General features: G+C 66.1%; 18 protein-coding genes and 1 pseudogene. 12 read left to right on the top strand and 7 right to left on the bottom strand.

All coding sequences use genetic code 11. The features are described 5' to 3' along the window. Together HPY83_07445 and HPY83_07440 are read left to right on the top strand one after the other, a co-directional pair. A pseudogene (locus tag HPY83_07445) lies at positions 1 to 843 on the top strand (ATP-dependent 6-phosphofructokinase). A gap of 50 nt (positions 844 to 893) precedes the next feature. Then, positions 894 to 2,057: a putative C-S lyase gene (locus HPY83_07440; protein ID NPV07783.1), complete on the top strand. Its 1,164-nt coding sequence runs from the start codon at positions 894 to 896 to the stop codon at positions 2,055 to 2,057. Positions 2,058 to 2,088: 31 nt separating this feature from the next. Here HPY83_07440 and HPY83_07435 read toward each other — a convergent pair whose 3' ends face one another. Continuing rightward, positions 2,089 to 3,078, bottom strand: coding sequence for a Gfo/Idh/MocA family oxidoreductase (locus tag HPY83_07435; GenBank protein ID NPV07782.1), 990 nt, complete (start codon positions 3,076 to 3,078; stop codon positions 2,089 to 2,091). Positions 3,079 to 3,322: 244 nt separating this feature from the next. Between HPY83_07435 and HPY83_07430 the strand changes: the two genes are divergently transcribed. The 5 genes from HPY83_07430 to HPY83_07410 all read left to right on the top strand — a co-directional run bounded on the left by HPY83_07430 (position 3,323) and on the right by HPY83_07410 (position 8,075). After that, positions 3,323 to 4,312, top strand: coding sequence for a glycosyltransferase (locus HPY83_07430; protein NPV07781.1), 990 nt, complete (start codon positions 3,323 to 3,325; stop codon positions 4,310 to 4,312). After that, complete coding sequence (locus HPY83_07425) at positions 4,313 to 5,131, top strand: hypothetical protein (protein NPV07780.1); 819 nt, start codon at positions 4,313 to 4,315, stop codon at positions 5,129 to 5,131. Next, the gene (locus tag HPY83_07420; GenBank protein ID NPV07779.1) at positions 5,128 to 6,357 is read left to right on the top strand and encodes a (Fe-S)-binding protein; all 1,230 of its coding nucleotides are present in this window, start codon (positions 5,128 to 5,130) and stop codon (positions 6,355 to 6,357) included. The genes HPY83_07425 and HPY83_07420 overlap by 4 nt, the downstream gene beginning before the upstream one ends. A 222-nt stretch (positions 6,358 to 6,579) precedes the next feature. Further along, the gene (locus HPY83_07415) at positions 6,580 to 7,005 is read left to right on the top strand and encodes a glycine cleavage system protein H (protein ID NPV07778.1); all 426 of its coding nucleotides are present in this window, start codon (positions 6,580 to 6,582) and stop codon (positions 7,003 to 7,005) included. After that, positions 7,002 to 8,075: a lipoate--protein ligase family protein gene (locus HPY83_07410; protein ID NPV07777.1), complete on the top strand. Its 1,074-nt coding sequence runs from the start codon at positions 7,002 to 7,004 to the stop codon at positions 8,073 to 8,075. The genes HPY83_07415 and HPY83_07410 overlap by 4 nt, the downstream gene beginning before the upstream one ends. A 119-nt stretch (positions 8,076 to 8,194) precedes the next feature. On the opposite strand, the gene HPY83_07405 is transcribed toward HPY83_07410, so the two are convergent. Further along, positions 8,195 to 9,112 (bottom strand): prenyltransferase, encoded by a 918-nt coding sequence (locus HPY83_07405; GenBank protein NPV07776.1) that lies wholly within the window; start codon positions 9,110 to 9,112, stop codon positions 8,195 to 8,197. Positions 9,113 to 9,276: 164 nt separating this feature from the next. Between HPY83_07405 and HPY83_07400 the strand changes: the two genes are divergently transcribed. After that, positions 9,277 to 9,921, top strand: a complete 645-nt coding sequence (locus HPY83_07400) for a ThuA domain-containing protein (protein NPV07775.1) — start codon at positions 9,277 to 9,279, stop codon at positions 9,919 to 9,921. 82 nt (positions 9,922 to 10,003) lie between these two features. On the opposite strand, the gene HPY83_07395 is transcribed toward HPY83_07400, so the two are convergent. After that, entirely contained in the window at positions 10,004 to 10,798 is a 795-nt protein-coding gene (locus HPY83_07395; GenBank protein ID NPV07774.1) for a serine acetyltransferase, read from the bottom strand. 927 nt (positions 10,799 to 11,725) lie between these two features. Between HPY83_07395 and HPY83_07390 the strand changes: the two genes are divergently transcribed. The 3 genes from HPY83_07390 (at position 11,726) to HPY83_07380 (ending at position 14,436) form a co-directional block, all read left to right on the top strand. Beyond that, entirely contained in the window at positions 11,726 to 12,310 is a 585-nt protein-coding gene (locus HPY83_07390) for a flavin reductase family protein (protein ID NPV07773.1), read from the top strand. 390 nt (positions 12,311 to 12,700) lie between these two features. Next, a complete protein-coding gene (locus HPY83_07385) occupies positions 12,701 to 13,228 on the top strand; it encodes a hypothetical protein (protein ID NPV07772.1) in 528 nt (175 codons plus the stop codon). A 122-nt stretch (positions 13,229 to 13,350) separates the two neighbouring features. Further along, complete coding sequence (locus tag HPY83_07380) at positions 13,351 to 14,436, top strand: hypothetical protein (GenBank protein NPV07771.1); 1,086 nt, start codon at positions 13,351 to 13,353, stop codon at positions 14,434 to 14,436. Between the two features lie 162 nt (positions 14,437 to 14,598). Here HPY83_07380 and HPY83_07375 read toward each other — a convergent pair whose 3' ends face one another. The 3 genes from HPY83_07375 to HPY83_07365 form a co-directional block, all read right to left on the bottom strand. Continuing rightward, positions 14,599 to 15,381, bottom strand: a complete 783-nt coding sequence (locus tag HPY83_07375; protein NPV07770.1) for a carbohydrate ABC transporter permease — start codon at positions 15,379 to 15,381, stop codon at positions 14,599 to 14,601. Positions 15,382 to 15,553: 172 nt separating this feature from the next. Further along, positions 15,554 to 16,468 (bottom strand): sugar ABC transporter permease, encoded by a 915-nt coding sequence (locus HPY83_07370; protein ID NPV07769.1) that lies wholly within the window; start codon positions 16,466 to 16,468, stop codon positions 15,554 to 15,556. 70 nt (positions 16,469 to 16,538) lie between these two features. Then, on the bottom strand, positions 16,539 to 17,984 hold the full coding sequence (locus tag HPY83_07365) for an extracellular solute-binding protein (protein NPV07768.1): 1,446 nt from the start codon (positions 17,982 to 17,984) through the stop codon (positions 16,539 to 16,541). A 235-nt stretch (positions 17,985 to 18,219) separates the two neighbouring features. Between HPY83_07365 and HPY83_07360 the strand changes: the two genes are divergently transcribed. Next, positions 18,220 to 20,457 (top strand): hybrid sensor histidine kinase/response regulator, encoded by a 2,238-nt coding sequence (locus tag HPY83_07360; GenBank protein ID NPV07767.1) that lies wholly within the window; start codon positions 18,220 to 18,222, stop codon positions 20,455 to 20,457. Here the strand turns inward: HPY83_07360 and HPY83_07355 are convergent. Next, positions 20,414 to 21,631, bottom strand: coding sequence for a response regulator (locus HPY83_07355; GenBank protein NPV07766.1), 1,218 nt, complete (start codon positions 21,629 to 21,631; stop codon positions 20,414 to 20,416). The two genes, HPY83_07360 and HPY83_07355, sit on opposite strands and share 44 nt — an antisense overlap. Positions 21,632 to 21,682: the final 51 nt, after the last annotated feature.

Raw genomic sequence — 21,682 nt, 5'->3', positions numbered from 1 at the left:
CCTCATCGCCGGCAGTATCTTCCCCCTGGGGGCGAGGGATGTAGGCGGGGTGATGCAGCTCGGCGGGACCTTCCTGGCACGGCCCGCTCGCCTGAGTTCCACACCGAGGAGGGTCGGTGCCGGGCCCTGCGCAACCTGAACAAGGAGGGCATAGATGCGCTGGTGGTCATCGGGGGGAGCGGATCCCAGCAGGGCGCCTACGCCCTCTCTCAGATGGGCTTCCCGGTGGTGGGGGTGGCCTCCACCATAGACAACGACCTCTACGGCTCCGACATCACCATCGGGGTGGACACAGCCCTCAACATCGCCCTAGAGGCCATAGATCGACTGAAGGTGACCGCCTCCAGCCTGGAGAGGGCTTTCCTGGTGGAGGTCATGGGCCGGGATTGTGGCTATCTGGCTCTAATGGTGGGCATCGCCGGGGGCGCCGAGGCCATCTGCATCCCCGAGATTGATTGCAGCCCGGATGAGGTGGCCGCCACTTTGGCCGATGCCTATCGGCGGGGCAAGCCGCATGCCATCGTGGTGGTGGCCGAGGGAGCGCAGCACAACGCCCAGGCACTGGCACAGCACTTCGCCGAGCACGTGGACGAGATTGGGTTCCAGTTGCGGGTGACCATTCTGGGTCACGTGCAGCGGGGAGGGGCCCCGACGGCCGCCGACAGGCTGCTAGCCACCTGGTTGGGGGCCGCAGCCGTCCAGTACTTGGCCGAGGGCCGCTACGGCGTGTTGGCTGGAAGCGTAGATGGCAAGATGGTGGCCACCCCTCTGGAGGAGGTAGTGGCCAACCGCAAGGCCCTGGACCTGAACCTGCTCGAGATCGCCGGCGTCATGGCTCGCTAGGGCGCGGTGGCCGGTGCCCCCGCTCACACTCATTTGACCACGAACTCGACATGATCTACGACTTCGACACCCCGGTTGACCGTCGCCTCTCCGACAGCTCCAAGTGGAGCACCTGCCCGCCGGGCGTGCTGCCCCTGCCTGTAGCCGACATGGATTTCCTGTGCCCGGAGCCGGTGGTTCGAGCCCTCCATGAGCGAGTGGATCACGGTGTGTTCGGCTATGGGTGCGAGCCTGCCGGCCTGCGGGAGGCCATAGTGGACCGCCTGTATCGGCTGTACCGCTGGCAGGTGCCGACCGAGGCACTGGTGTTCCTGCCTGGGGTGGTAGCCGGTTTCAACCTGGCCTGCCGCGCTCTGGCTGCCGAGGGGCGCGGTGTGCTGGTGCAACCGCCGGTGTACCCTCCCATCCTGAGTGCGCCGGGTAGGCACGGCCTCAGGCGACTGGAGGCGCCCCTGGTTCGCGGGGAAGGGGGTCGCTATCAGGTGGATTGGGATGCCTTCGAGGAGGCCGCGTCCGAGGCCGGGCTCTTCCTGCTCTGCAGCCCTCACAACCCGGTGAGCCGCGTGTTCACCCGGGCCGAGCTGGAGCGCCTGGCGGAGACGTGCTTGCGTCACCGGGTGATCATCTGTTCCGACGAGATCCACTGCGACCTGGTGTACCGCGGGTACGAGCACATCCCCATCGCCTCCCTGGCGCCGGAAGTGGGAAGGCGCACCGTCACTCTGATGGCGCCCAGCAAGACCTACAACATCCCCGGCCTGCACTGCGCCTTCGCCGTCATCGAGGACGAGGCCCTCCGGCGGCGATACCAGTTGGCTCGGGCGGGACTGGTAGGGGAGCCCAACGTGCTGGGCTTCGTGGCGGCGCTCGCTGCCTACCGCGAGGGGCAGGAGTGGCTGGAGCAGGTGCTAGCCTACCTGGAGGCCAACCGCGACTTCCTGGCTGCCCACGTGGCCGCGAACCTGCCCGGGGTGAGGATAACGCCGGTGGAAGGCACCTTCCTCGCCTGGCTGGACTGCCGGGAGCTGGCCCTGCCCGGCGGGCCATCCCGGTTCTTCCTGGAAGAGGCCCGGGTGGACCTGAGCGACGGGGCGACATTCGGCGCCCAAGGCGAGGGGTTCGTTCGCCTCAACTTCGCCTGCAGCCGGGGGGTGCTGCAGGAAGCCCTGGACCGGATGGCGAAGGCGCTGGAAGGAGTGAGGCCCGTAGCCTAGAACCCGGGTTCTAGGCTACGGGCCCAAACGACTAGAGCCCGGCCACCTCCACTGGCCGGTCGAGCTTGGCGGAGCGCCAGGCGGCCTCGGTGAGCTCTATGACCCGTAGGCCGCATTCGGCCGGCACCTCCACTTCCTCCAGCCCCATGATGGCGCGCACGAAGTTCAGGTCTGGGTTGCTCTCCGGCTCGCCCAGGGACGGGCGCTCAGGCTGGCTGCCCACCAGGTGCTGCTGTAGCCCGCCGATGTTGTCGTACATCACGCTGCCTTCGCTGCCGTAGATGCCGAACATCTCCCAGTAGCCGGGCGTGCTGCCCAGGACGGTGACGTTGCCGATGGCGCCGCTCTCGAACCGCACCGTGATGGCGCTATCCACATCCACTTCCAGGTGGAAGTTGTTCATCTGAGCGTAGACCTCTTTGGCTCGAAGGCCGCTGCACCAGAGCATCATGTCCACCACATGGCTGCCCGAGTCGTTCAGTTGGCCGCCGCAGGAGAGCTTGGCGTCCTGGCGCCAGGTGCCAGCGCTGCTGCGGAGCCAGTTCTGGGTGAGGGTGAGGGCGACGGTATTGAGTTGGCCTAGCTTACCGCCCACCGCCATCTCCCGCATGTAGCGGTAGGCGGGGACGTAGTGGCGCTGATAGGAGATCATGAGCACCTTGCCCGTCTCGTCGCGCTTGGCGATCACTTGATGCGCCTCGGACACGGTGGAAGTCAGAGGCTTCTCGCAGAGCACGTGCTTGCCCGCATCCAGAGAGTCGAGGATCTGCTGGGGGTGAAAGCAATGAGGCGAATGGATCTCCACTGCGTCGAGCTCCACCTTCTCCAACATCTCTCGGTAGTCGGAGAAGGTGGGGACTTCGGCGAGCTCGGGGCGCGCGGCGATGAGCTTGGCCAGGCTTTGCTCGCTGGGGTCGGCCAGGCTCACGACTTGAGCCAGGCCGCTCTCGTGCAGACGGGTGGCGTGGCCGCGGGCGATGTTGCCGGCGCCGATGAAGCCGATACGGACCTTGTCGGACATTTTTCCTCCGCTGGTGCGGTTGTGGCTGCCTGAGAGCTTATGCACCCGTCTGGCCCGCGATGTCAAGATGGCACGCAGATGACGCTGAGGGAATGCCGATCTGCACTGATCAGAACGGGAACAAACCGAGGGATCAGCGGGAATTTGTGCAGTATCAACGCTCTCGGCCTTGCTTTTGACACCGTCCCCGGCGGCGGCCTAGGATGACCCGTCCGGTGAAGTGCATCCGACGAGGGAGAGAGTCGTGCCCGTAAGCCACCCTGACGTGGGCATGGTGGTGCCCACATGGTATCCCGCCGATGCTGACGAGGCGCTGGTCAGATCACTGCTGGAGCGCACCCTGGTCGGAGTGGAGCGCTACTGCCGCCCTGAGATGGTGGCTGTGGTGCTGGACGGCCAACCGCGCTGGCGGGAGGCGGTGGGCCGGGCGGCCGAGGAGCGGGGACTGCGCTATCTGTACCTTCCCACCAACTTGGGGAAGGGCGGGGCCCTGGCCGCGGGCATGGCGGCCGTGCTCCCCGAGGAGCCGGCCTTCATCGTGACCCGCGACAGCGACGGGGATCATCGCCTGGAGGACATGCCGGCGCTTCTGGAGCTGGCCCGCCAGATGCAGGAGGAGACGGGCGCGGGCCTGGTCATCGTCTCCGGGGGTAGGCCGGACCGGGCTCGGCCGCTGGGATTTGAGCGGGCGCAGTATGAGATCCTCACCGACCGCGTGCTGTGGCAGGCACTCCAGTTCCACTCTGCCCGCATGGGCAGACAACTGAGCAGCACCTACTTCGCTGCCTTCGGCGACTACCCCGACATCCAGAGCGGGTACAAGGTCTACTCCCGAGCGGCCGCCGAGATGGCGGCGACCGCCCTTTCCCACGCGTGCGAGGAAGGCGAGGGCGGAGGGCTGTCGCGCTGCGGGGTGGAGACCATTCCGGCGGTCGAGGTGCTGGCAGCTGGGGGGGAGATGGGGGTGGTCGCCCGCCGCACGCTGCAGGAGCAGCCGGTGTCTGGCTACCGGGGCGTGGACGCCCGGCGCATGTACGCCGAGCCGCTGGCGTGGGCACTGCGTCGGTTGCGGGTGCCCGGGGGATCGGCAGCTGTTCTACTCGATGGGGCCCTGCTGCGGTCCCCGTTGGCCTTCGACTACCGCCGCCGCGAGGAGCTGCTGGCGGTGCGGGACTGGGTCCTGGAGGCGCTGGGCGCGCCGCGGCCGTTGGCATGGGGAGCGAGGTTCGTCTAGGTGGAGGTCCTGATCGCCGACAGGCTGCTCCTCTTCTGGCGCATGATGGCCGTGGTGGCCGTGGTGACGGGGCTGCTGGCCTGGCGGTATCTCTGGCTCCTGGGACGCGGGCACGTGGGACAGCCGGGGCGGCCAGCCGGCGTGGGCGGAGTGCTGAGGGCAGCCTTCCGCCCTCCGGCCGGAGGCTGGCGGCGGCTGGGGCATCACCTCTGGGCCGATGGGCTGCTGCATCGGCGGCTGTGGCTATCCGATCGGCGGCGGTGGCTGGCGCACCAGTCCATGCTTCTGGGTTTCGGCGGTCTGGCCCTGCTGAGCTTCTTCGCTGCCCTCTCTGAGCACGTGTTTCGGCCGCTGGCGCTGGACTACGCCGCCATCGCCGCCTTGCGCGACATGGACCAGCCCTTCCTGGCCGCGCTCCACGAGACCCTAGGTTTGCTGCTCCTGGCGGGCGGGGCCATGGCAGGGCTGAGACGGGCGCTTGCCGGGGGCGAGCACCTGCCTCGGAGTGGGCCGGACACGGCAGTGGTGGCTCTGATTCTGTTCATCACCGCAAGCGGCTACCCGGTGGAGGCTCTGCGCCTCCTGATGGAGCAGGTGCCACCCGAGGTGGCTCGCTTCTCCTTCGTGGGCTGGCCCCTGGCGCGCTGGCTGAGCCCTCTCGGGCTGAACTGGGCCGCTTGGCACTTCTGGACCTTCCAGGTGCACGTGGTGGCCAGCGTGGTTCTCTTCGTCTACCTGCCTTTCAGCAAGATGCTGCACGTCTTCGTCTCCCCGGTGGTGGCGGGTCTGGGCGCAGCTGAGGCCGAAGCGACCCGATGAGTGGACTGGACTTCAGCCTGCTGAGCGTGCGGGATCTGCTCAGCCTGGATGCCTGCACCCGCTGCGGGGAGTGTGTACCGGCGTGCCCGGTGCTGGCAGCGGGCGAGGAGCACGCCACTGCTCTGAACAAGATCGCGCTCTGGCGTCAAGAATGGCGAGGCCAGGGAGGAGGGCTGTTAGGCCCTCTGGCTCGATTCCTGGGGCGCCGCCCGGAGCCCGATCGGGAGGAGATGGTAGCGGCCACCTACGACTGCACCCTGTGCGGCCGGTGCGCCCAGGTATGCCCAGTGTTCATAGATACGCGTCAGCTGTGGCTGGGTCAGCGGCGGCAACTAGCGCGAGCCGGCCTGGCCCCCGAGGCTATTCGGGCCGTGGGCGAGCAGACGCTTCGCACCGGCAACATCGCTGGGCGCCCGGCGGCAGACCGGCTCTCCTGGCTGGGGAACGTGCAGCAGGCTCCGGCGAGAGGGGGCGACCCTCCTGACGTGCTCCTGTTCGTCGGGTGTCTGTCGTCGCTGTACCCTCAGGCATTCGGCCTGCCCCAGGCGCTCCTCTCTCTTCTCCAGGGCCTGGGATTGAGAGTGGGCACCCTGGGGCAGGATGAGCTCTGCTGTGGCTTCCCCCTCTATGCCAGTGGCTTGGTGGATGAGGCTCTGACCCTGGCCCGGCGCAACCGCGAGCTCATCCGGGCCTCGGGCGCGGAAGTGGTGGTCACCTCGTGCCCCTCCTGCTACCACACCCTGCACCACTGGTACCCGGAGTGGCTGGGCCGGGAGCCGGGTCCCCGGGTCCTGCACGCGGTGGAGCTGCTGGCCGAGCGTCTCCCCTTGCTCAAGCTAGGTACGCTGCCCCTGAAGGTTACGTATCACGATCCCTGCGACCTGGGCCGGCTCTCGGGCATCTATGAGTTGCCGCGGGAATTGCTCCGGGCGGTGCCGGGGCTGGAGCTGGTGGAGATGGAGGACAACCGGGAGCGGTCGCTCTGCTGCGGTGGCGGGGGGGACGTGGAGATGGTGCGGCCGGAGCTGTCGCGGGCGATGGCTGACCGTCGTTTCGCCCAGGCGGTGGAGACGGGGGCCCAGGCCATCGTGACCGCCTGTCCCCAGTGCAAGCGGGCCCTGAGCGCGGCCGCCCGCCGGGCGCGGCAGAGGATGCCGACGCTTGACTTGGCCGAGGTGTTGCAGGAGAGGAGTGAAGGAGTAAAGGAGACAGGAGTAAAGGAGTAAAGGAGACAGGAGTGAAGGAGTGAAGGAGTGAAGGAGTCGGGAGCAGAGGGGATGGGGGCTGAGACAGGCAGGCCCACGAGCCTGGGTCAGGCGGTCTGGTGCCTTCCGCCCAGTGCGAGTCCCTAGTCCTGTCTACTCCCCTCCTGTCTCCTTTACTCCTTCACTCCTTTACTCCTATCTCCTTCACTCCTGTCTCCTTCACTCCTTCCCCGGGAGCAAGGCATGAAGATCGGCAAGTACGAGTTTCCTGATGACCTCTACTACGATGCCACCCACAACTGGGCTCGGGTGGAGGCGGGCGAAGTGGTGCAGGGTATGTCCGCCTTCGGCCAGGCCCTGGCGGGGGAGATCGTCTATGTGGAACCGGCTGCCTTCGGGCGGGAGGTGGCCCAGGGGGCACCCATGTTCTCCATCGAGTCCGGGAAGTGGGTGGGACGCATCAACGCTACTGTCAGCGGCGAGGTGCTGGCGTTCAACCACGAGCTGGAGTGGGAGCCGGAGCGGGTCAACCGAGATCCCTACGGCCGAGGGTGGATGGTGCGGATACGCCCCGCCTCACTGGAGGAGGACCTGGCCCGGCTGCTCCGCCCCGATACCGACGAGTTCCGCGCCTTCATCGCCGCCGAGCGGGAGAAGTACGGCCTGTGAGCTCGCCGAGGCTTCCCCTCTACGCCCTCGGGCCGGTGAGCTGGGCCGAGAGCCAGGCCATCTATCACGCCCAGGCTCACCTGGGGCTCTTCGGGGCCAACGTCCTCTGGCCCACCGAGCCGTACGTGTGCATCGGCCGGTTCCAGGACCTGGAGCTGGAGGTGGACGTAAGTCGCTGCACCGAGCGGGGCCTTCCCATCGTGCGGCGGGAAGTCGGGGGCGGGGCCGTGTACCTGGATGCGGGCCAGGTCTTCTACCAACTGGTGCTGCCCTATGATCGAGCTTCGCTCGACTACCGGGCTCTCTTCCGGCTGGGCCTGGACGGAGTGGTGCTGGCGCTCGGCCGACTGGGGGTGGAAGCGCACGTTCGGGGAACCAACGACGTGGCCGTAGGCGGCAGGAAGATCTCGGGCAACGGGGCCGGGGTGGTGGGGCAGGCGGCCGTGGTGGTGGGCAACATCCTGCTCGATTTCGACTACCACGCCATGGCCTCGGTCCTGCGCGTGCCTGACGAGAAGTTCCGGGACAAGGCCTACCGCGGTATGCGGGAGAACCTGATCAGTCTAGCTGACCTCAATCCCACCGTCACGCAGCATGAGGTGGCTCGGGAGCTGACCCGGGCTCTGGTCGAGACACTGCAGCATGCGTTCAGGCTCGAGCCCGGCGAGCGATTGCCGGCAGAGGTCACGGAGGCGGTGCCGGGCACCATCGAGCGCCTGACCCACTACGAGTGGCTGCATCAGGTCAGGAGGGTGCGAGAACGGCGGCGGCTGCGGCTTCGCGAGGGGGCGGAGTTGCGGGAGAACGTGTGGAAGGCGCCGGGCGGCCTGCTGCGCTGCCACTGTGCTCTGGAGGACGGCAGATTGACCTGGGTGTCGTTCTCCGGGGACGTCTTCGCCCATCCGCCCGAGGCGCTGGCACTGCTGGCGCGAGCGCTGGAAGGAGTGCGTGCGGGCGAAGTACGGGAAGTGGCCGCCGCCTTCCTGGCTCGGTCGGACGTGGTCCTTCCGGGGGTATCTCCCGAAGACGTGGAACGCGTCGTGCAGGGCTCTCACGGCCGAGATCGGTGAGAGCGCAGAGACGAGGCGAATAGGGGAAAGAAGAGAGTGGCGGCCACCCTTTCTCCCCTGGTCTGCCGTTCTGTTGAACTTCCCTGCGTTCGCCGCGGTCTCGGGGGTGAGATCGTCTGCTAGGCAGAGAGGAGATACCCGGCCAGCTGGCAGGCGGCGGTCAGCCCCAAGATGAAGGCGGCTCGGAAGGCAATGCCGGTGTAGCGACGGGGGTCGCGCCAGGCTCCCCGGCGCAAGCGCCAGAGCTGCACCGCTGCCAGGGGGGCGGGGGCAGCGGTGGCGACGACGATGGAGGCAGGCAGGCCCAGCGCTGCCAGGGGCACGAGGACCAGGTAAGCCGCCATCAGCACGGCGTTGTGAAGGCGAGCGGCGTGGGCCCCGCCCAGCCGCACCACCAGGGTGCGTTTGCCCACGGAGGCATCGCCGGCGGCATCGGGGAAGTGCACCGCCAGTATCATGGTGAAGGCCAAAAGGAATAGGGGAGCGGCGCTCAGGAGCGTCAGTGGCTCCAAAAGGCGGGCCTGGAAGTAGCTGCCGGCCAGGGGAGCGCACAAGCCTACCACTACGCCCGCGGCCAGTTCGCCCAGCCCGCGGGAATGCAGCCGGAAGGGAGGGGCGCTGTAGGCCCAGGCCAGGGCCAGGCTCACTCCCACCAAGGGCAGGGTGAGAGGGCCGGCGCGGAGCCTAAGCGCCAGGACCAGCGCTGAGACCATAGCGACCAGGACGAACGCGAGGGCAGCGCCCAGGGCCACGATCGGAGCGAGGACTCCGCGCTGCAGCACCCGGCTGCCCCCGGACCAGAGGGTCGGGGTGAGGTTGGCGGCGTCGGCGGCTTGGTCGAAGTAGTCGTTGCTGTAATGGGTCATCCACTGGATAGCCAGAGCGCAGGCCAGCCCCCAGAGGAACGCCTCGTGGTCCAGGGGGTATCCGAGGTACAGCGCTCCAGCAGCACCAGAGCTGTAGAGCGCCACGCCACCGGCCAGGAAGTGGGGGCGGCCCAGGGCGACGAAGGCGATCAGGCGGGCGGCCCGAGACAAGGGCGACCTCGACCGAGGGGCAGTTCTGAGGGTAAGCTAGGGGTTAGTGAAGCGCCGGACTGCGTCAGCCCGCCGCGGGCACCGGCACGGGAGCCAGGGGAGAGACGAAGCGACGAGGCCAAAGGCAAGAGGGGAGAGGGAGTAGACTCAAGGAGGCAGTAACGGTGAGAAAGGCGTTGATAGTGTGGGGAGGCTGGGAAGGGCACGAGCCCAGGCAATGCGCCGACATCTTCGCTCCCATCCTGGAGGAGGAGGGGTTCGAGGTCGAGGTGTCGAACACCCTGGACGTGTACCTGGACTCGGCCAAGATGCAGGCGCTGAGCCTCGTGGTGCCCATCTGGACCATGGGCACTATCACCAAGGAGCAGGAGAAAGGGCTCCTCGACGCCATCCGGGGAGGTGTGGGCATCGCCGGGTGGCACGGGGGCATGGGTGATTCCTTCCGCCAGAACACGGAGTACCAGTTCATGGTGGGTGGGCAGTGGGTATCGCACCCGGATGGGATCACGGATTACGTGGTCAACATCGTGGACCACGAGGATCCGGTGACCAGGGGGATCCCGGACTTCGCCATGCACTCGGAGCAGTACTACATGCACGTGGATCCCTCGAACAGGGTTCTCGCCACCACTACCTTCGACAGCCCGGTGGTGCCCTGGATCAAGGGCACCGTCATGCCGGTGGTCTGGAAGCGGATGTGGGGCAAGGGAAGGGTGTTCTACTCCTCCCTGGGGCATGTGGCGGCCGACTTCGACGTCCCCGAGGCCAGGGAGATTCAGCGGCGCGGGATGCTCTGGGCCGCGCTCTAGTGCACTGTGGGCAGTGGATGGTGGCGAGTGCCTGGCGAGGCCTGCTGCATTTCGTTCCCCGTCAAGCGCTAACCAGCATCCACTAGCCGCTGTCCACCAAGGCCCTGCGAGAGACGATGGGCTCCTGGGCGGAACGCGAGTTGTAGACCTTGCAGTAGGGTGGCACAGACTCCACCAGCCACACGTTGCCTCCAATGATGGAGCCCCGGCCGATAACGGTGTCGCCGCCCAGTATGGTGGCGCCGGAGTAGATGATGACGTCGTCCTCGATGGTGGGGTGCCGCTTGTGCCCGCGCAGAGCGCGAGAGACGCTTAGGGCGCCCAGGGTGACTCCCTGGTAGATCTTGACCCGGTCGCCGATCTGGGTGGTTTCGCCGATGACTACTCCGGTGCCGTGGTCTATGGCGAAGGAGGCACCTATGGTGGCCCCGGGATGGATATCTATGCCGGTGCGATGGTGGATGTACTCGCTCATGATCCGAGGCAGGAGGGGCACCTCCCGGCGATGGAGGAAGTGGGCCACCCGGTGCACGGTGATGGCGGCGATACCGGGATAGGCCAGGATGACCTCATTGGCGCTGGCGGCTGCGGGATCCCCCGCTAGGGTAGCTTCCACGTCCAATAGTAGCTGGGCCCGAATCCCGGGCAGGGCACGAAGCAAGTCCAGGGCGATGCTCTCAGCCTTCTGGCGGCACTCTGGGATCTGGTCGCACCGGTCGTGCTCACGGCACTCGAAGCACAGGCACCGATGGATCTCGGTGCTAAGATGTTTGTACACCCAGACGGCTCTTTGGCCGGTGATGTAGGGCAGAGCCATCTCCTCGATGGCTCCCTCCTCGTAGTAGCCCGGGAAGAGGAGGGTCCGTATCACCTGCATGATCTCGATGATGTGCCGCTGGGAGGGGATGTCGGCACCATCCACCCGGTTCACGGCACCCACCGTGTCATAGGACTCCAGGAGATCGGAGACGGCGGCGCCGATCTCCTGCGATACGTGCTCGTGGTTCACTGCACCAACTCCCAAGGCAACCTCTGTCCCCTCAGTATCTCCCAGAGAGGGCTTCTCCGCCAGCCGACTCCCCAGCGGCTGGACGGCGGCACTACTGCATTCAGGGTCCAGTTTCGGTACCACCACAGAATGCTAGGATAAGCTATCAGAACAGTCAACTACAAGGCAAGAGCTCGGGATCGGGGGGACGAGTGGGTTCGGATGGCGGTCGCACGGGGGAAGCCCGTGTGGGCGGCTGCAGCACAGGCTCCCAGAGCCCGCTCTTCCGCCGTCTGCGAGGGCAGGGCGATTGCGCCCGAGCCCTTTCTGAGGAGGTAACGCGCCAGGCGCGGTGGCATGTGGAGAGACGGCGCGCGTGGGCGGGCGCACTCCTCAGAGAAGGGTATGTCCGAGGAACGGTCGAAGCCTATCCGCGCCACTCCCTCCGTGTCTTAGGTACCCCTGCCTGGTCTCCTCTTGAGGAGTCCGCGCCCCCAGGCGCGGGGCGCACTTCGGGGCCTGGCGCGCGTCTGCGCGCGCACTCCTCGGGCAGATGTACGAGGCGCGGCGGGCAGCTGGAGGCAGGGCGCTCGCCCTGCTCCAAGGAAGTTGTAGCGGGAATGCTGTCGGGGCATACGCTCGTAGTCTGAGCGCAGCGAAGGACCTGAGCGGCGGTGCTCGTCTCAGGATCGCTTTCCGGGTGCGAGACTAAGCGAGCCCCTTTGTGATATGATCGGGACCTACTCCGGCAGGGGTATTCGAGGTGCCGCCAGAACGGACGCCAGGGGGCACGCCTGAAGCGGGGAGGCAGAGAACATGGCCAAGCGACAACTCGGACCGACCACCCATCTCTTTCCCATGCCGACGTTGCTGGTAGCGGTGAAGACCGGCGAGGCCAGCGCCAATGTGGTCACCATCGCCTGGGCAGGCATTGTGGGTGGAGATCCGCCCATGATGGCCCTCGATATCGCTCAGAGCCACTACTCCGCCCCCTTCATAGACCGGGAGGGCAACTTCACCGTCAACGTTCCCAATAGCTCCCAGGCGGTCGAAGCCGACTACTGCGGGATCGTGTCCGGGCGGCAGGACCCCGATAAGGCGAAGACTTGCGGTTGGACCATGTCCCCATCCACGCTGATCTCGTCGCCCATGATTGCCGAGTGTCCGCTCAACTTCGAGTGCCGAGTGGTGCGCAAGGTGGAAGCGGGAGAGAGTGTCTTCTATCTGGCGGAGGTGCTGGAGACACACGTGGACGAGAGGGTCCTGGACTCCAAGGGCGGGATCGACGCGGTGCTGCTGGATCCGCTCATCTTCACGCCCGACGGACAGTACTTCCGGCTGGGCCAGCCGGTGGCTAAGGCGTTCTCGGTGGGCAAGAGCCTGAAGAAGAAGGGGCATTAGCATTCCCCTTCGTCGCCCTGAGCGGCGCAAAGGGCCTCCGACCCTCCCCCGTCGTCACGCTGCCTTGAAGCGGCTCGGACACCGCCCCGTCATCCTGAGCGGGGTGAGAGGCTTGTGATGCTCCGCCTTGTCACTCTGAGCGAGGCAAAGGGTCTCCGACCGCGAGAGGAACATGCTTGGCTGCGCTCAGCATGACACAAGGGCAGCTCGCATGGGGGACGAATGGCGAGGTGACGCCCATGTGGCGCCCTTAACTGCCGGGCGGATAACTGGCAAACTGGCGCCCATCACTCGCCTGATCGCTGGCGCCGGAGGCCCTCTTCGGCCTGCCGACCGAGGCCAGGCGGCGCCGGACGCGATCGGCAGAACGACAGGACAGGGGTGAGGTCGGTGGAGAAGACGATCCTGCGGAAGCGGACCAGCGATGGGCGGACGGTGGACGTGCGCCTGCATCAGAACGCGCCCGGCTGGTTCGTGGCTCACGTGTACGTAGACGGACAGTACCTGCCGGGGCCTCCCCGGCCGGTGGAGATGGAGGAGCCCGAGCACGGCTGCACCCATTACCTCGGCGGAGGCTACGGCAACCGCCCCGTGGTCGAGTTGGCAGAGGTGGAGGCGGAGCTGGTGCTGAGCGCTCTTGCCAAAGCGGAGCGGGACGCGAGGTTCAGGCAGGCGGGCGAGAGGCGGACGCTGGAGGCGCGGCGCCGAGACCTCATGCTCGGCTACCGCCAGCTGCTGCAGCGACAGCGGTCCGAGTACGAGGCGGCCGTGGCTGCCGGACGGCCGGACGCAGGCCAGATACGGCGGGCCTACGAGCCCCGTCTGGCGGCGGCCGAACAGGCGATACGAGAGTTCGACCGGGAGTATCCCGACGTCGTCGAGGCCGTCGTGAAGGAGATGAACGAGGAGACCGACTGATCGGCCTCGCTGAAGGGGCAGTACGGGCTGCGCTGGTACTCTGGCTACGAACGCAGAGGCGTCGCCGCGGACCGAAGGCTGCCCGCTCGGGACGGGATTCCACCACGGTGGAGGAAGTATCAGTGGGGGACGCGTGGGCGAGTGACGCCGAGCGGCGGGTGAGGGCGGCGCTGAGCTTCGAGCAGCCCGACAGGGTGCCGCGCTATGATTCCTTTTGGCCTGAGTTCACCCAAGCGTGGCGGCAGCAGAAGAACCTAGGGCCGGAGGCATCGCCCGAGGATTATTACGGCATAGACCTGACGGTTGTGGCCGCAGACGAGACGCCCTGGCCCACCCAGGCCCAGGTGCTCTCGCGCTGCGGCGATGAGATCATCTCCCGAGATGGGTGGGGCCGTCGCATTCGTGCCCTGGATTCGGCCAAGTTCAGCCAGACTCTCGAGGTGGCTCTTCCCCGGGCCGATCTTCCCACGCCTGACTTTGATTCACCGACGTTGGCGGAGCGGTATGGGGCATTCGTCGAGGGGATAGAGCGGGAGCACCCTCGGCGGGCGGTGTTCGCCAAGACGGGCGGTCCCTTCCTGCGCACGTCCAGCCTGCGAGGCGAGGTGCAGTGGCTGATGGACCTAGTGGCCGACGAGGCCTACGCCCGAGAACTGGCGGGGCTGGTGAACCGGCACCTCATCGCGGTGGGGGTCGAGTCGCTCCGATTGGGTGGGGATCGGCTCTCGGGCATCTGGATCTACGACGACATCGGCGCCAACACTGGGCCCATGGTTTCCCCGCGGACGTTCGAGCGGGTGTTCTTGCCCCTGATGGTGGAGATGGTAGGGGCCTACAAGCGAGCGGGGGCGGCGTTTGTGGTCTTCCATAGTGACGGTAACATCCTGCCCCTGGTGGACATGCTGGTGGAGGCAGGGGTAGATGCCATCCAGCCCATAGAACCCAAGGCGGGCATGGATATCGTGGCGCTGAGGGAGCGGTACGGCGACCGATTGGCCCTGATCGGGGGGTTGGACAACGCCTTCGTGCTGCCCGGTGGGGACCGCCGATGCGTAGCCGACGACCTCAAGCGGGTCTTGGCGGCTGCTGGCGAAGGGGGGCTTATCGTCGGTTCGCACTCAATAGGGCCGGACGTCGCTGTAGACACGTACGACTACCTGAACCGGCTGGAGGAGGAATGGGGGCGGTACCCGCTGGGGGTGACGTGAGGTGAGGTCGGCGGCAGAGAGCGCGGCGGCAGGACTTCGGCATAGTAGCCGGGCCGCGGTCCCGGAGCTGCTGAAGACCTGAGGGAATTCGGGGCCCCTCCAGGTCTGGACCACGCGGCGGTGCCAGCCGGTGCGGCGGCTGCGCCGATGGGGCAACCGCAGTTATCCTTTGAGTCCGGTGACGGTGATCCCCTCGATGAAGCTGCGCTGGGCGATGAAGAAGATGATGATAACGGGGAGGATCATCATGGTACTCGCGGCCATCATGTAGGGCCACACCAGCTTCTCCTGGAAACTGGCCCGCAGGGACTGCAGGCCCAGCGCGAGCGGGAACATCTCCTCCCGGCTCAGGTAAATGAGCGGGCCCAGGTAGTCGTTCCAGGCGCCCATGAACTGAAAGAGCGCCACCACTGCCAGCGCCGGCTTGGATAGCGGTAGGATAATGCGCAGCAGTATGCGCGCGTCGGAACAGCCATCCACACGCGCGGCATCCGACAGCTCTTCTGGAATGCTGGCGAAGAACTGGCGAAGCAGGAAGATGTAGTAGGCGTTCCCGAAGAAGGCAGGTACGACCAGAGGGAAGTAGGTGTTGATCCACCCTACGGTCTTGAAGGTGATATAGAGGGGGATCATGGTGACCTGGAAGGGAATCATCATGGTCGCCAGACACAGGAAGAACAGGGCGTCGCGGCCGGGCCAGCGCATCCGAGCGAAGCTGTAGGCCACCGCGGCGCAGGAGAGCAGTACGCCAACCGCGGTGGGGATCGCGTATCTCATCGTGTTCAGAAAGTACAGGCCCATGGGCCGGCGGGTGAAAATCTCCACGTAGTTGAGGGGACGGATAGGGTTAGGGATCCAGATCGGCGGTACAACGTAGACCTGTGGGTCATCCTTGAGAGAAGTCGAGATCATCCACACAAGGGGAGCGGCGAAGGCAAGGCTCATCGCTGCCACCGAGGCATAGAGCACGATCCGGCCGAACGTACGCCGGAGGGTGTAGCCACTACGGCCGACGGCGCGCCTGTGTGCCGCGGCCGCCGTAGGGTGGGAAGTCAAGGCTTCCGTCACAGGTGTTGCGCTCCTTGTCGTTTGCGATAGCAGCCGGCGCCCGACAGCTCTAGACTGCTTCTCCGCCGTAGTAGACCCAGCGGGCGGAGCTTCGCATCATCACGATGGTGAAAGTGACGATAACGACAAACAGCCCCCACGCCAGAGCCGAGGCATAACCCATCTTGAAGTACCTGAAGGCGTTGCGATAGAGGTACATGCTGTAGAACTCGGTAGCGTTGTTGGGGGCGCCCTGAGTCAGCAGCCAGCCGAGAGTGAAGTACTGGAACATGCCGATGAGTCCCGTGATGGAGACGAACAGAATCGAAGGCGTACACATGGGCACCGTCACGTGCCAGAATCGGTTCCAGGCGTTGGCTCCATCCACCAGCGCGGCGTCGTAGAGCGTGCGGGGCACGTCCTGCAGTGCGGCCAGGAAGATGACTATGGCTGTTCCCTGAGCCCAGCAGTGGATGATGACTAGCGAGGGCTTGGCGAGGGCCGGTGAAGAGAGCCAGGGTATGGTGGCCAGCCCCCACGCCTTCAGCACCGAGTTGATCAGCCCATAGCGCGGGTTGTACACCCAGCGCCATACTTCCGCCGACGCCACGGCTGGGAGTATGGCGGGCAGGTAGAACACGGTGCGGAACAGAGGCCGCAGCTTCATCTCATGGTTCAGGAGATTGGCCAATAGGAAGGCAATCACCAGCCCAGCGGGGACACCGACGACCACAAACCAGACGGTATTGCCCAGCACCAGGCGGAAGAGGTTGTCCGATAGCAGCATGAACCTGTAGTTCTCCAGCCCGACGAACCGGGGCGGGCGCAGCACGTCGTAGCTGGTGAGGCTGTAGTAGAGCGAAGCGCCCATGGGATAGGCGGTGAAGGCAATGAAGCCCAGGAACCATGGAAGCGCAAAGAGAAGACCTCGGCTTAGAGCTGTCACCTGACGCCGGCGTACTCGTCGGGCAGCTAGCGCGGCCATAGCCTTGCTCCTCAGCCTGACATGAGAGGGGACGAGCGGCCATGGGAGATGGTCGCCCGTCCCTCTGATCTTACGCGAATAGCTCGGGGAACTGCCGCCTCAGTTCCTCGGTGCAGGTCGTCTGCATCTCCGCAGCAGCTTCCTCCGGGACCTTCTCGCCATAGTTGACCGCATCCCAGGTCATGGAGATCTGCTGCCCTACGAAGTTGCAGATGGGGTCGAGCGGGCAGGGCTTCAATTCGTCGGCTTCATTGACCGACTGCAGGAAGAAGTCTAGGCCCGGGTAAGGGCTGGGATCAACGGTTGCGAGCCAGGAGAGGCGCGGGCCCAACCAGCCCGTGGTCTTGAGAATGACGTCCATGGAATCAGGTAAGGTGAAGAACTCGATGAGCCTGAAGCCTTCGCTGGGATGCGCCGCTCCCTTGGGGATGGTGGCCGGGTGACCTCCAACGTTCTGGAACTTCTTGCCCGATCGCTCGGCAGAGTTCGGGGCCCAGGTGAAGGCAAAGCGGCCCTCTGGAGCCGAGTGGATGAGCTCGCCTGGGGTCCAGTACCCGTTGAGCACCATGGCCTGGACACCGGCCGGGAAGCTGGCCGTCGGGCTCTGGGTCCACGTACCATAGCTGCTGCGGTAGCCCTCGATCTTCTCCACGCCTACCAGGTCGTAGAACTTCTTGATGGTGTACAGGGAGGCGATGTAGCCTTCATTGTCCCAGTTGTAGGTCAGCGTCTCCCCGTCCCAGTACTCGAAGCCGAAGGCGTCATCCCAGTAGAAGGATACGTCGGAAGTGGGCCGTCTGCCCCCCATGGCATCTAGTGGGTCAATGCCCAGGATCTCGACGTTGCCTGCATCATCGAGCTTGGTCATGGCTTCGTGCCAGTCGTACATCTCGTCCCAGGTGAGAGGTGGGTTGGTCGCATCCAGCCCGGCTCCTTCCACCAGGTCGAGGTTGAGGCAGAGTCCTATGCGCGGGCCCACCTCGCAGGCAGCCAGGCCATAGATCTTGCCCTGCCATGAGGCGTCCGTCCACAGAGAGGATATGATGTCCGGGTCACCCTTGGTCACCACCTGGCTTGCCTCGAAGTACTCGTCCAGCGGCGTCAGGCTACCTCTGGCGCAGTACTCGGAGTAGGCGATGTTGCCCACGGCTACATCTGGCGGGTTGCCAGCTGCGACTGCAGGCAGGAGTTTCTCATCCATACTGGGCTGTGCTACAGTAGACAGGGCGTAGATGTTGGTCTGCTGCATGTTGAAGGCGTCGGTCACGCCCTTCATGGCCTCCATACCAGTCATGCCGCCCCAGCCCCACCAGAACTCGAGAACGATGCGCTCAGCAGCCTCCGCCGGGACCTCCTTCTCCACTATCACTGTCTGCTCGACCACCACCGTCTCTTTGACGACTTTCTCGACCACCTCCGCGGTCGGCGTCGGAGCGCAGGCGGCCAGTAGCATGCCACCTGCAGCGGCCGCGGAACCGAGAAGAATTTGCCTGCGAGTCATCAATGGCGATCCCATGAATCTGCCTCCTTGCCTAAGGCGCACTCATTCCATCGGACGGCCGTCTGTACATAGCGAAGATCCACCAGACCGACTGGGACGTGAACGTGGTCCATTGCGGAAACAGCGACAACCTCATTATAGTTCTCCGTGATGGAGGTTGACGACACGAATGTGACATGAGGGCGACAGCCGGCTACGGAGCGATACAGCTGTGGGCAGGGAGTCTGGCCAGCTAGCCGAGGAGGTTCCGGTGCGTGCGGAGCGGGCAGAAATGGGTGAGCTTCCGGAGTTGCCTGAGGCCCTGGCGATGCCCACCGACTATGATACGGTGCTACCCTCGCTCAGAGCGGTACTGTTAGCCTGGTTCATAGGGTGCACGGGGCTCTGGGTCGCGCTGTCCTGGGGCCCGGTCAACGTGCCACTGATGATGTGCGGCCTCGGCCTAGCCGCTACCCTGGGCGCAGCGCTCTCCCTTTCATCCCGGGGCCCCCGTCTGGCTGCCGTCGTGCTCTTGATTGGGGCAGTGGCATCGATTGCCGCGGGCGCATGGCTGGAGGATGCGCCCGACCTACTGGCTTTCCTGAGCGTTCCGGTGGCCGCGTCGGCGGCGCTACTTCCAACTACTGCCTTCGCTGCGACTCTCGCCCTGGCGGCGGCACTGCCTGTGGTGCTGGGGGTTGACCCCGGGTCGCAGGTGTGGTTAGCAGTGCTATTGGGTGCCACCGGCATCACTGTGTCGGCCGCGCTGCACCCGCAAAGGTCTCTCTTGTGGCTCACCTGGCGGCGCAGCGCCGAAGCTACCTCGCTGGCCTGGGAGCTGCGCGAGAAGCAGGGAGAGCTCAACCGCACCATCAAAGCGCTCGACCTCTCCTACCAACTGCTGGAGAAGACCAACCGCGACCTGGCCCTGGCTCAGAGGGAAGCAGTCGTACTGCGGGACCTGCGCAACCGTTTCGCTACCAACCTCAGCCACGAGCTGCGCACCCCCCTCAACATCCTCCTGGGCTTCACCAACCTCATCTACCACAACCCCCAGTTCTACGGCATCGAGGAATGGGGCGGTCTGCTCCTGCGGGACCTGTCCCAGGTGCAGCGCAACGCCCGCTACCTCTCCCAACTGGTGGACGACGTAGTAGACCTGGCCCGGATTGACGCCTTGGCCATGCCTATGCGGCGAGAGCTCGCCGACGTGGCTCACCTGGTCAGGGACGCCGTGGATGGCATATCAAGCTTGGCCGAGGCCAAGGGCCTGAAGCTCCTCGTCTCCTGCCCCGATGACCTGCCTGAGGTGTTCATAGACCCGGTGCGCATCCGCCAGACGATCTACAACCTGCTCTCCAATGCCGTCCGGTTCACCGATTCGGGGGAGGTGCGGGTGCGCGTAGCCCGGGAGGACGGGTACCTGCAGGTGACGGTCAGCGACACCGGCCGCGGCATCGCCGCGTCGGAGCTGGCCACCATCTTCGATGAGTTCTACCAGATCGGCCGGGCCAAAGAGGAGCCCGATGCGGGCAAGGGGCTGGGGCTGGCCATCGCCCGCCGGTTCGTCCAACTGCACGGCGGGCGCATCTGGGCCGAAAGCACACCCGGGGAGGGGAGCCACTTCCACTTCACCATACCGGTGGAGCCGGTCTCCACCAGCCGGCTGGCTGACGCGGGGCCTCAGCCGGTGCTGAGGACGCGAGCCTCCCCTCGGGTGCTGGTGCTCAGCGCCGACGACTCCGCCGTGCCCTACCTGAGTCGACGGATCGAGGGGTACCAGTTCGTGCACTGCCCCGACCTAGACCGGGCACGGGAGGAGCTGGGGTCCCTTAGCCCCGCCCTCATGCTGGTGGACGTGGGTCTGGGCCTCGACTCCCACCGACTGAGGGCGGAGCTGGGCGAGCGCTGGTGGCCGGAGGTGCCGGCGGTGTTCTGTCCGCTTCCGACCTTGGGCTGGCTGCTGGGAGATGGCCACTTCCGCTCCGTGTTGGTGAAGCCAGTGACTGCCGATCAGATACTGCAGTGTGTGGATTCGGTGGTGGGCGGGGACGGGGGCCGTGACGGCCGACCTTCTGCGGACCGGGTCCGGGGCGAAGCTACGGAGCCGCCCGGAGTGCTGGTGGTGGATGACGACCGGGGGTTCGTACAGTTCGTGCGCCGGACGTTCGAGGCCGGCGGCAGGGGCTACCTGGTGGATGCCGCCTACTCGGGAGAGGAAGCGGTGCGCCGGGCGAAGCGCGCCCGGCCTGACTGCGTGCTGCTCGATCTGGTGCTGCCGGGCATGAGCGGCTTCGATGCCGCCAGTGAGCTCAGGGAAGTGTGTGCACCGGCGAACGTCCCCGTGATTGCCGTCACGGCGGCGACGCCGGGGGAGGACAGCCTCAGCAGCGATGGGAGCTCGTTCACCTTCACCAGGCAGGGTAAGTTCGGCCCGGGCGAGCTGACGGCGCTGATCCGCAGCGCTATGGAGCTGGTGACTGGTGAGATGCCTGCAGACACCGGTTGATGGCCGAGATGAAGTCGGAGCGGGACACGGGCTTGCCCAGGTAGGCCGAGGCCCCCAGAGCCTCGGCCAGGGCGGGGTCCTCGACCACAGAGCACACTATCACCGGCGTCTGCGCCGTCTCCGGGTCTTCTTTCAGGACCCGGAGCACTCGCCAGCCCTCGATGTGGGGCATCATGATGTCCAGGACCACTAGATCGGGCTTGTTGGTGCGGACGCTCTGGTAGCACAGCCGAGGGTCGGAGATGGCGTGTAGCTCCCAGCCGGTGCCGGCAAGGTAGCGCTGGTAGAGGTCCACCGCACCGGGGTTGTCCTCCACCACCAGGATGGTGGCCCCGACGCTGGGGTTGAGCTGGAGGGTTACCGTGATCTCGCCGGCTGACGAATCTATCTGGCAGCCGATCTCCTCGGAGTGGGCTGCGCTGCGTATGCTCTCCAGGCGTCGCCGCACCCCGGGCTCATCCGGCGCCGGGAAGGAGAGGCTTATCCCCATCACGTCCCTCTGCCGAGCGATGCCCATGCGAACCGCGCCCGAGGTGGTGGACTGGATGGCGAGGCTGGCGACCTGAACCATCAGAGTCCTCAGGAAGGCCCCATCGACCAGCACGTGGACGGAGGGATCCGGTTCGACACCCAGCTGCAGCTTCACCCCCAAGGACCGAGCCAAAGGCGCCACGGTGGCCAGGACCTCGCGCATGGCCTCGGCCAGGTTGACCTCGGCCGGCCGGCTGGAGTAGAAAGCCAGCTCTCGGAGCAGTGAGGTCTCACCGTCCGCCGGGGAAGGGCCCGCCGTCGGCTCGCTGCTGGTCACCCAGCTGGCCACGAGCTCGGCGAGGAGGACCTCCGCCCGCCTGAGGTCGCGCTGGATCTGCCTGCGGCTGAGGGACAGCTCCTCGGCCATGTCCGCGGTGGCCATGCGCTCGACGTAACGCAGGGTCAGCACGTCGTGCACGCGGGATTCGGCCGAGCCGAAGGCGGTAGGCCGGGGAGGACCGAGGGCCTCGATGGCCTCCAGGAGGAGAGAACGGAGGGCTCGCCCCCGCTCGTTCAGCGGCCCAATGCCGGATACCTGCGGTAGACGACGAGCTAGATCGCTCTGTGCCAGCTCTATGGGGTTGCTCAGGCAGACCAGGGCGGCATGTACGTCGGCTTCCCCGATTGGTCCCTCACTCGCCATTGCTTCCCCGCCCATCCGCAGGCAGAATGTCCTGGCGCTATTGTAGCACGA

The sequence above is a fragment of the Anaerolineae bacterium genome (assembly GCA_013178015.1).
In the GTDB taxonomy this organism is placed as follows: Bacteria; Chloroflexota; Anaerolineae; order DRVO01; family DRVO01; genus Ch71.
The sequence above is the reverse complement of the archived record's forward strand: the minus strand, read 5'-3'. Positions and strand labels throughout refer to the sequence as shown.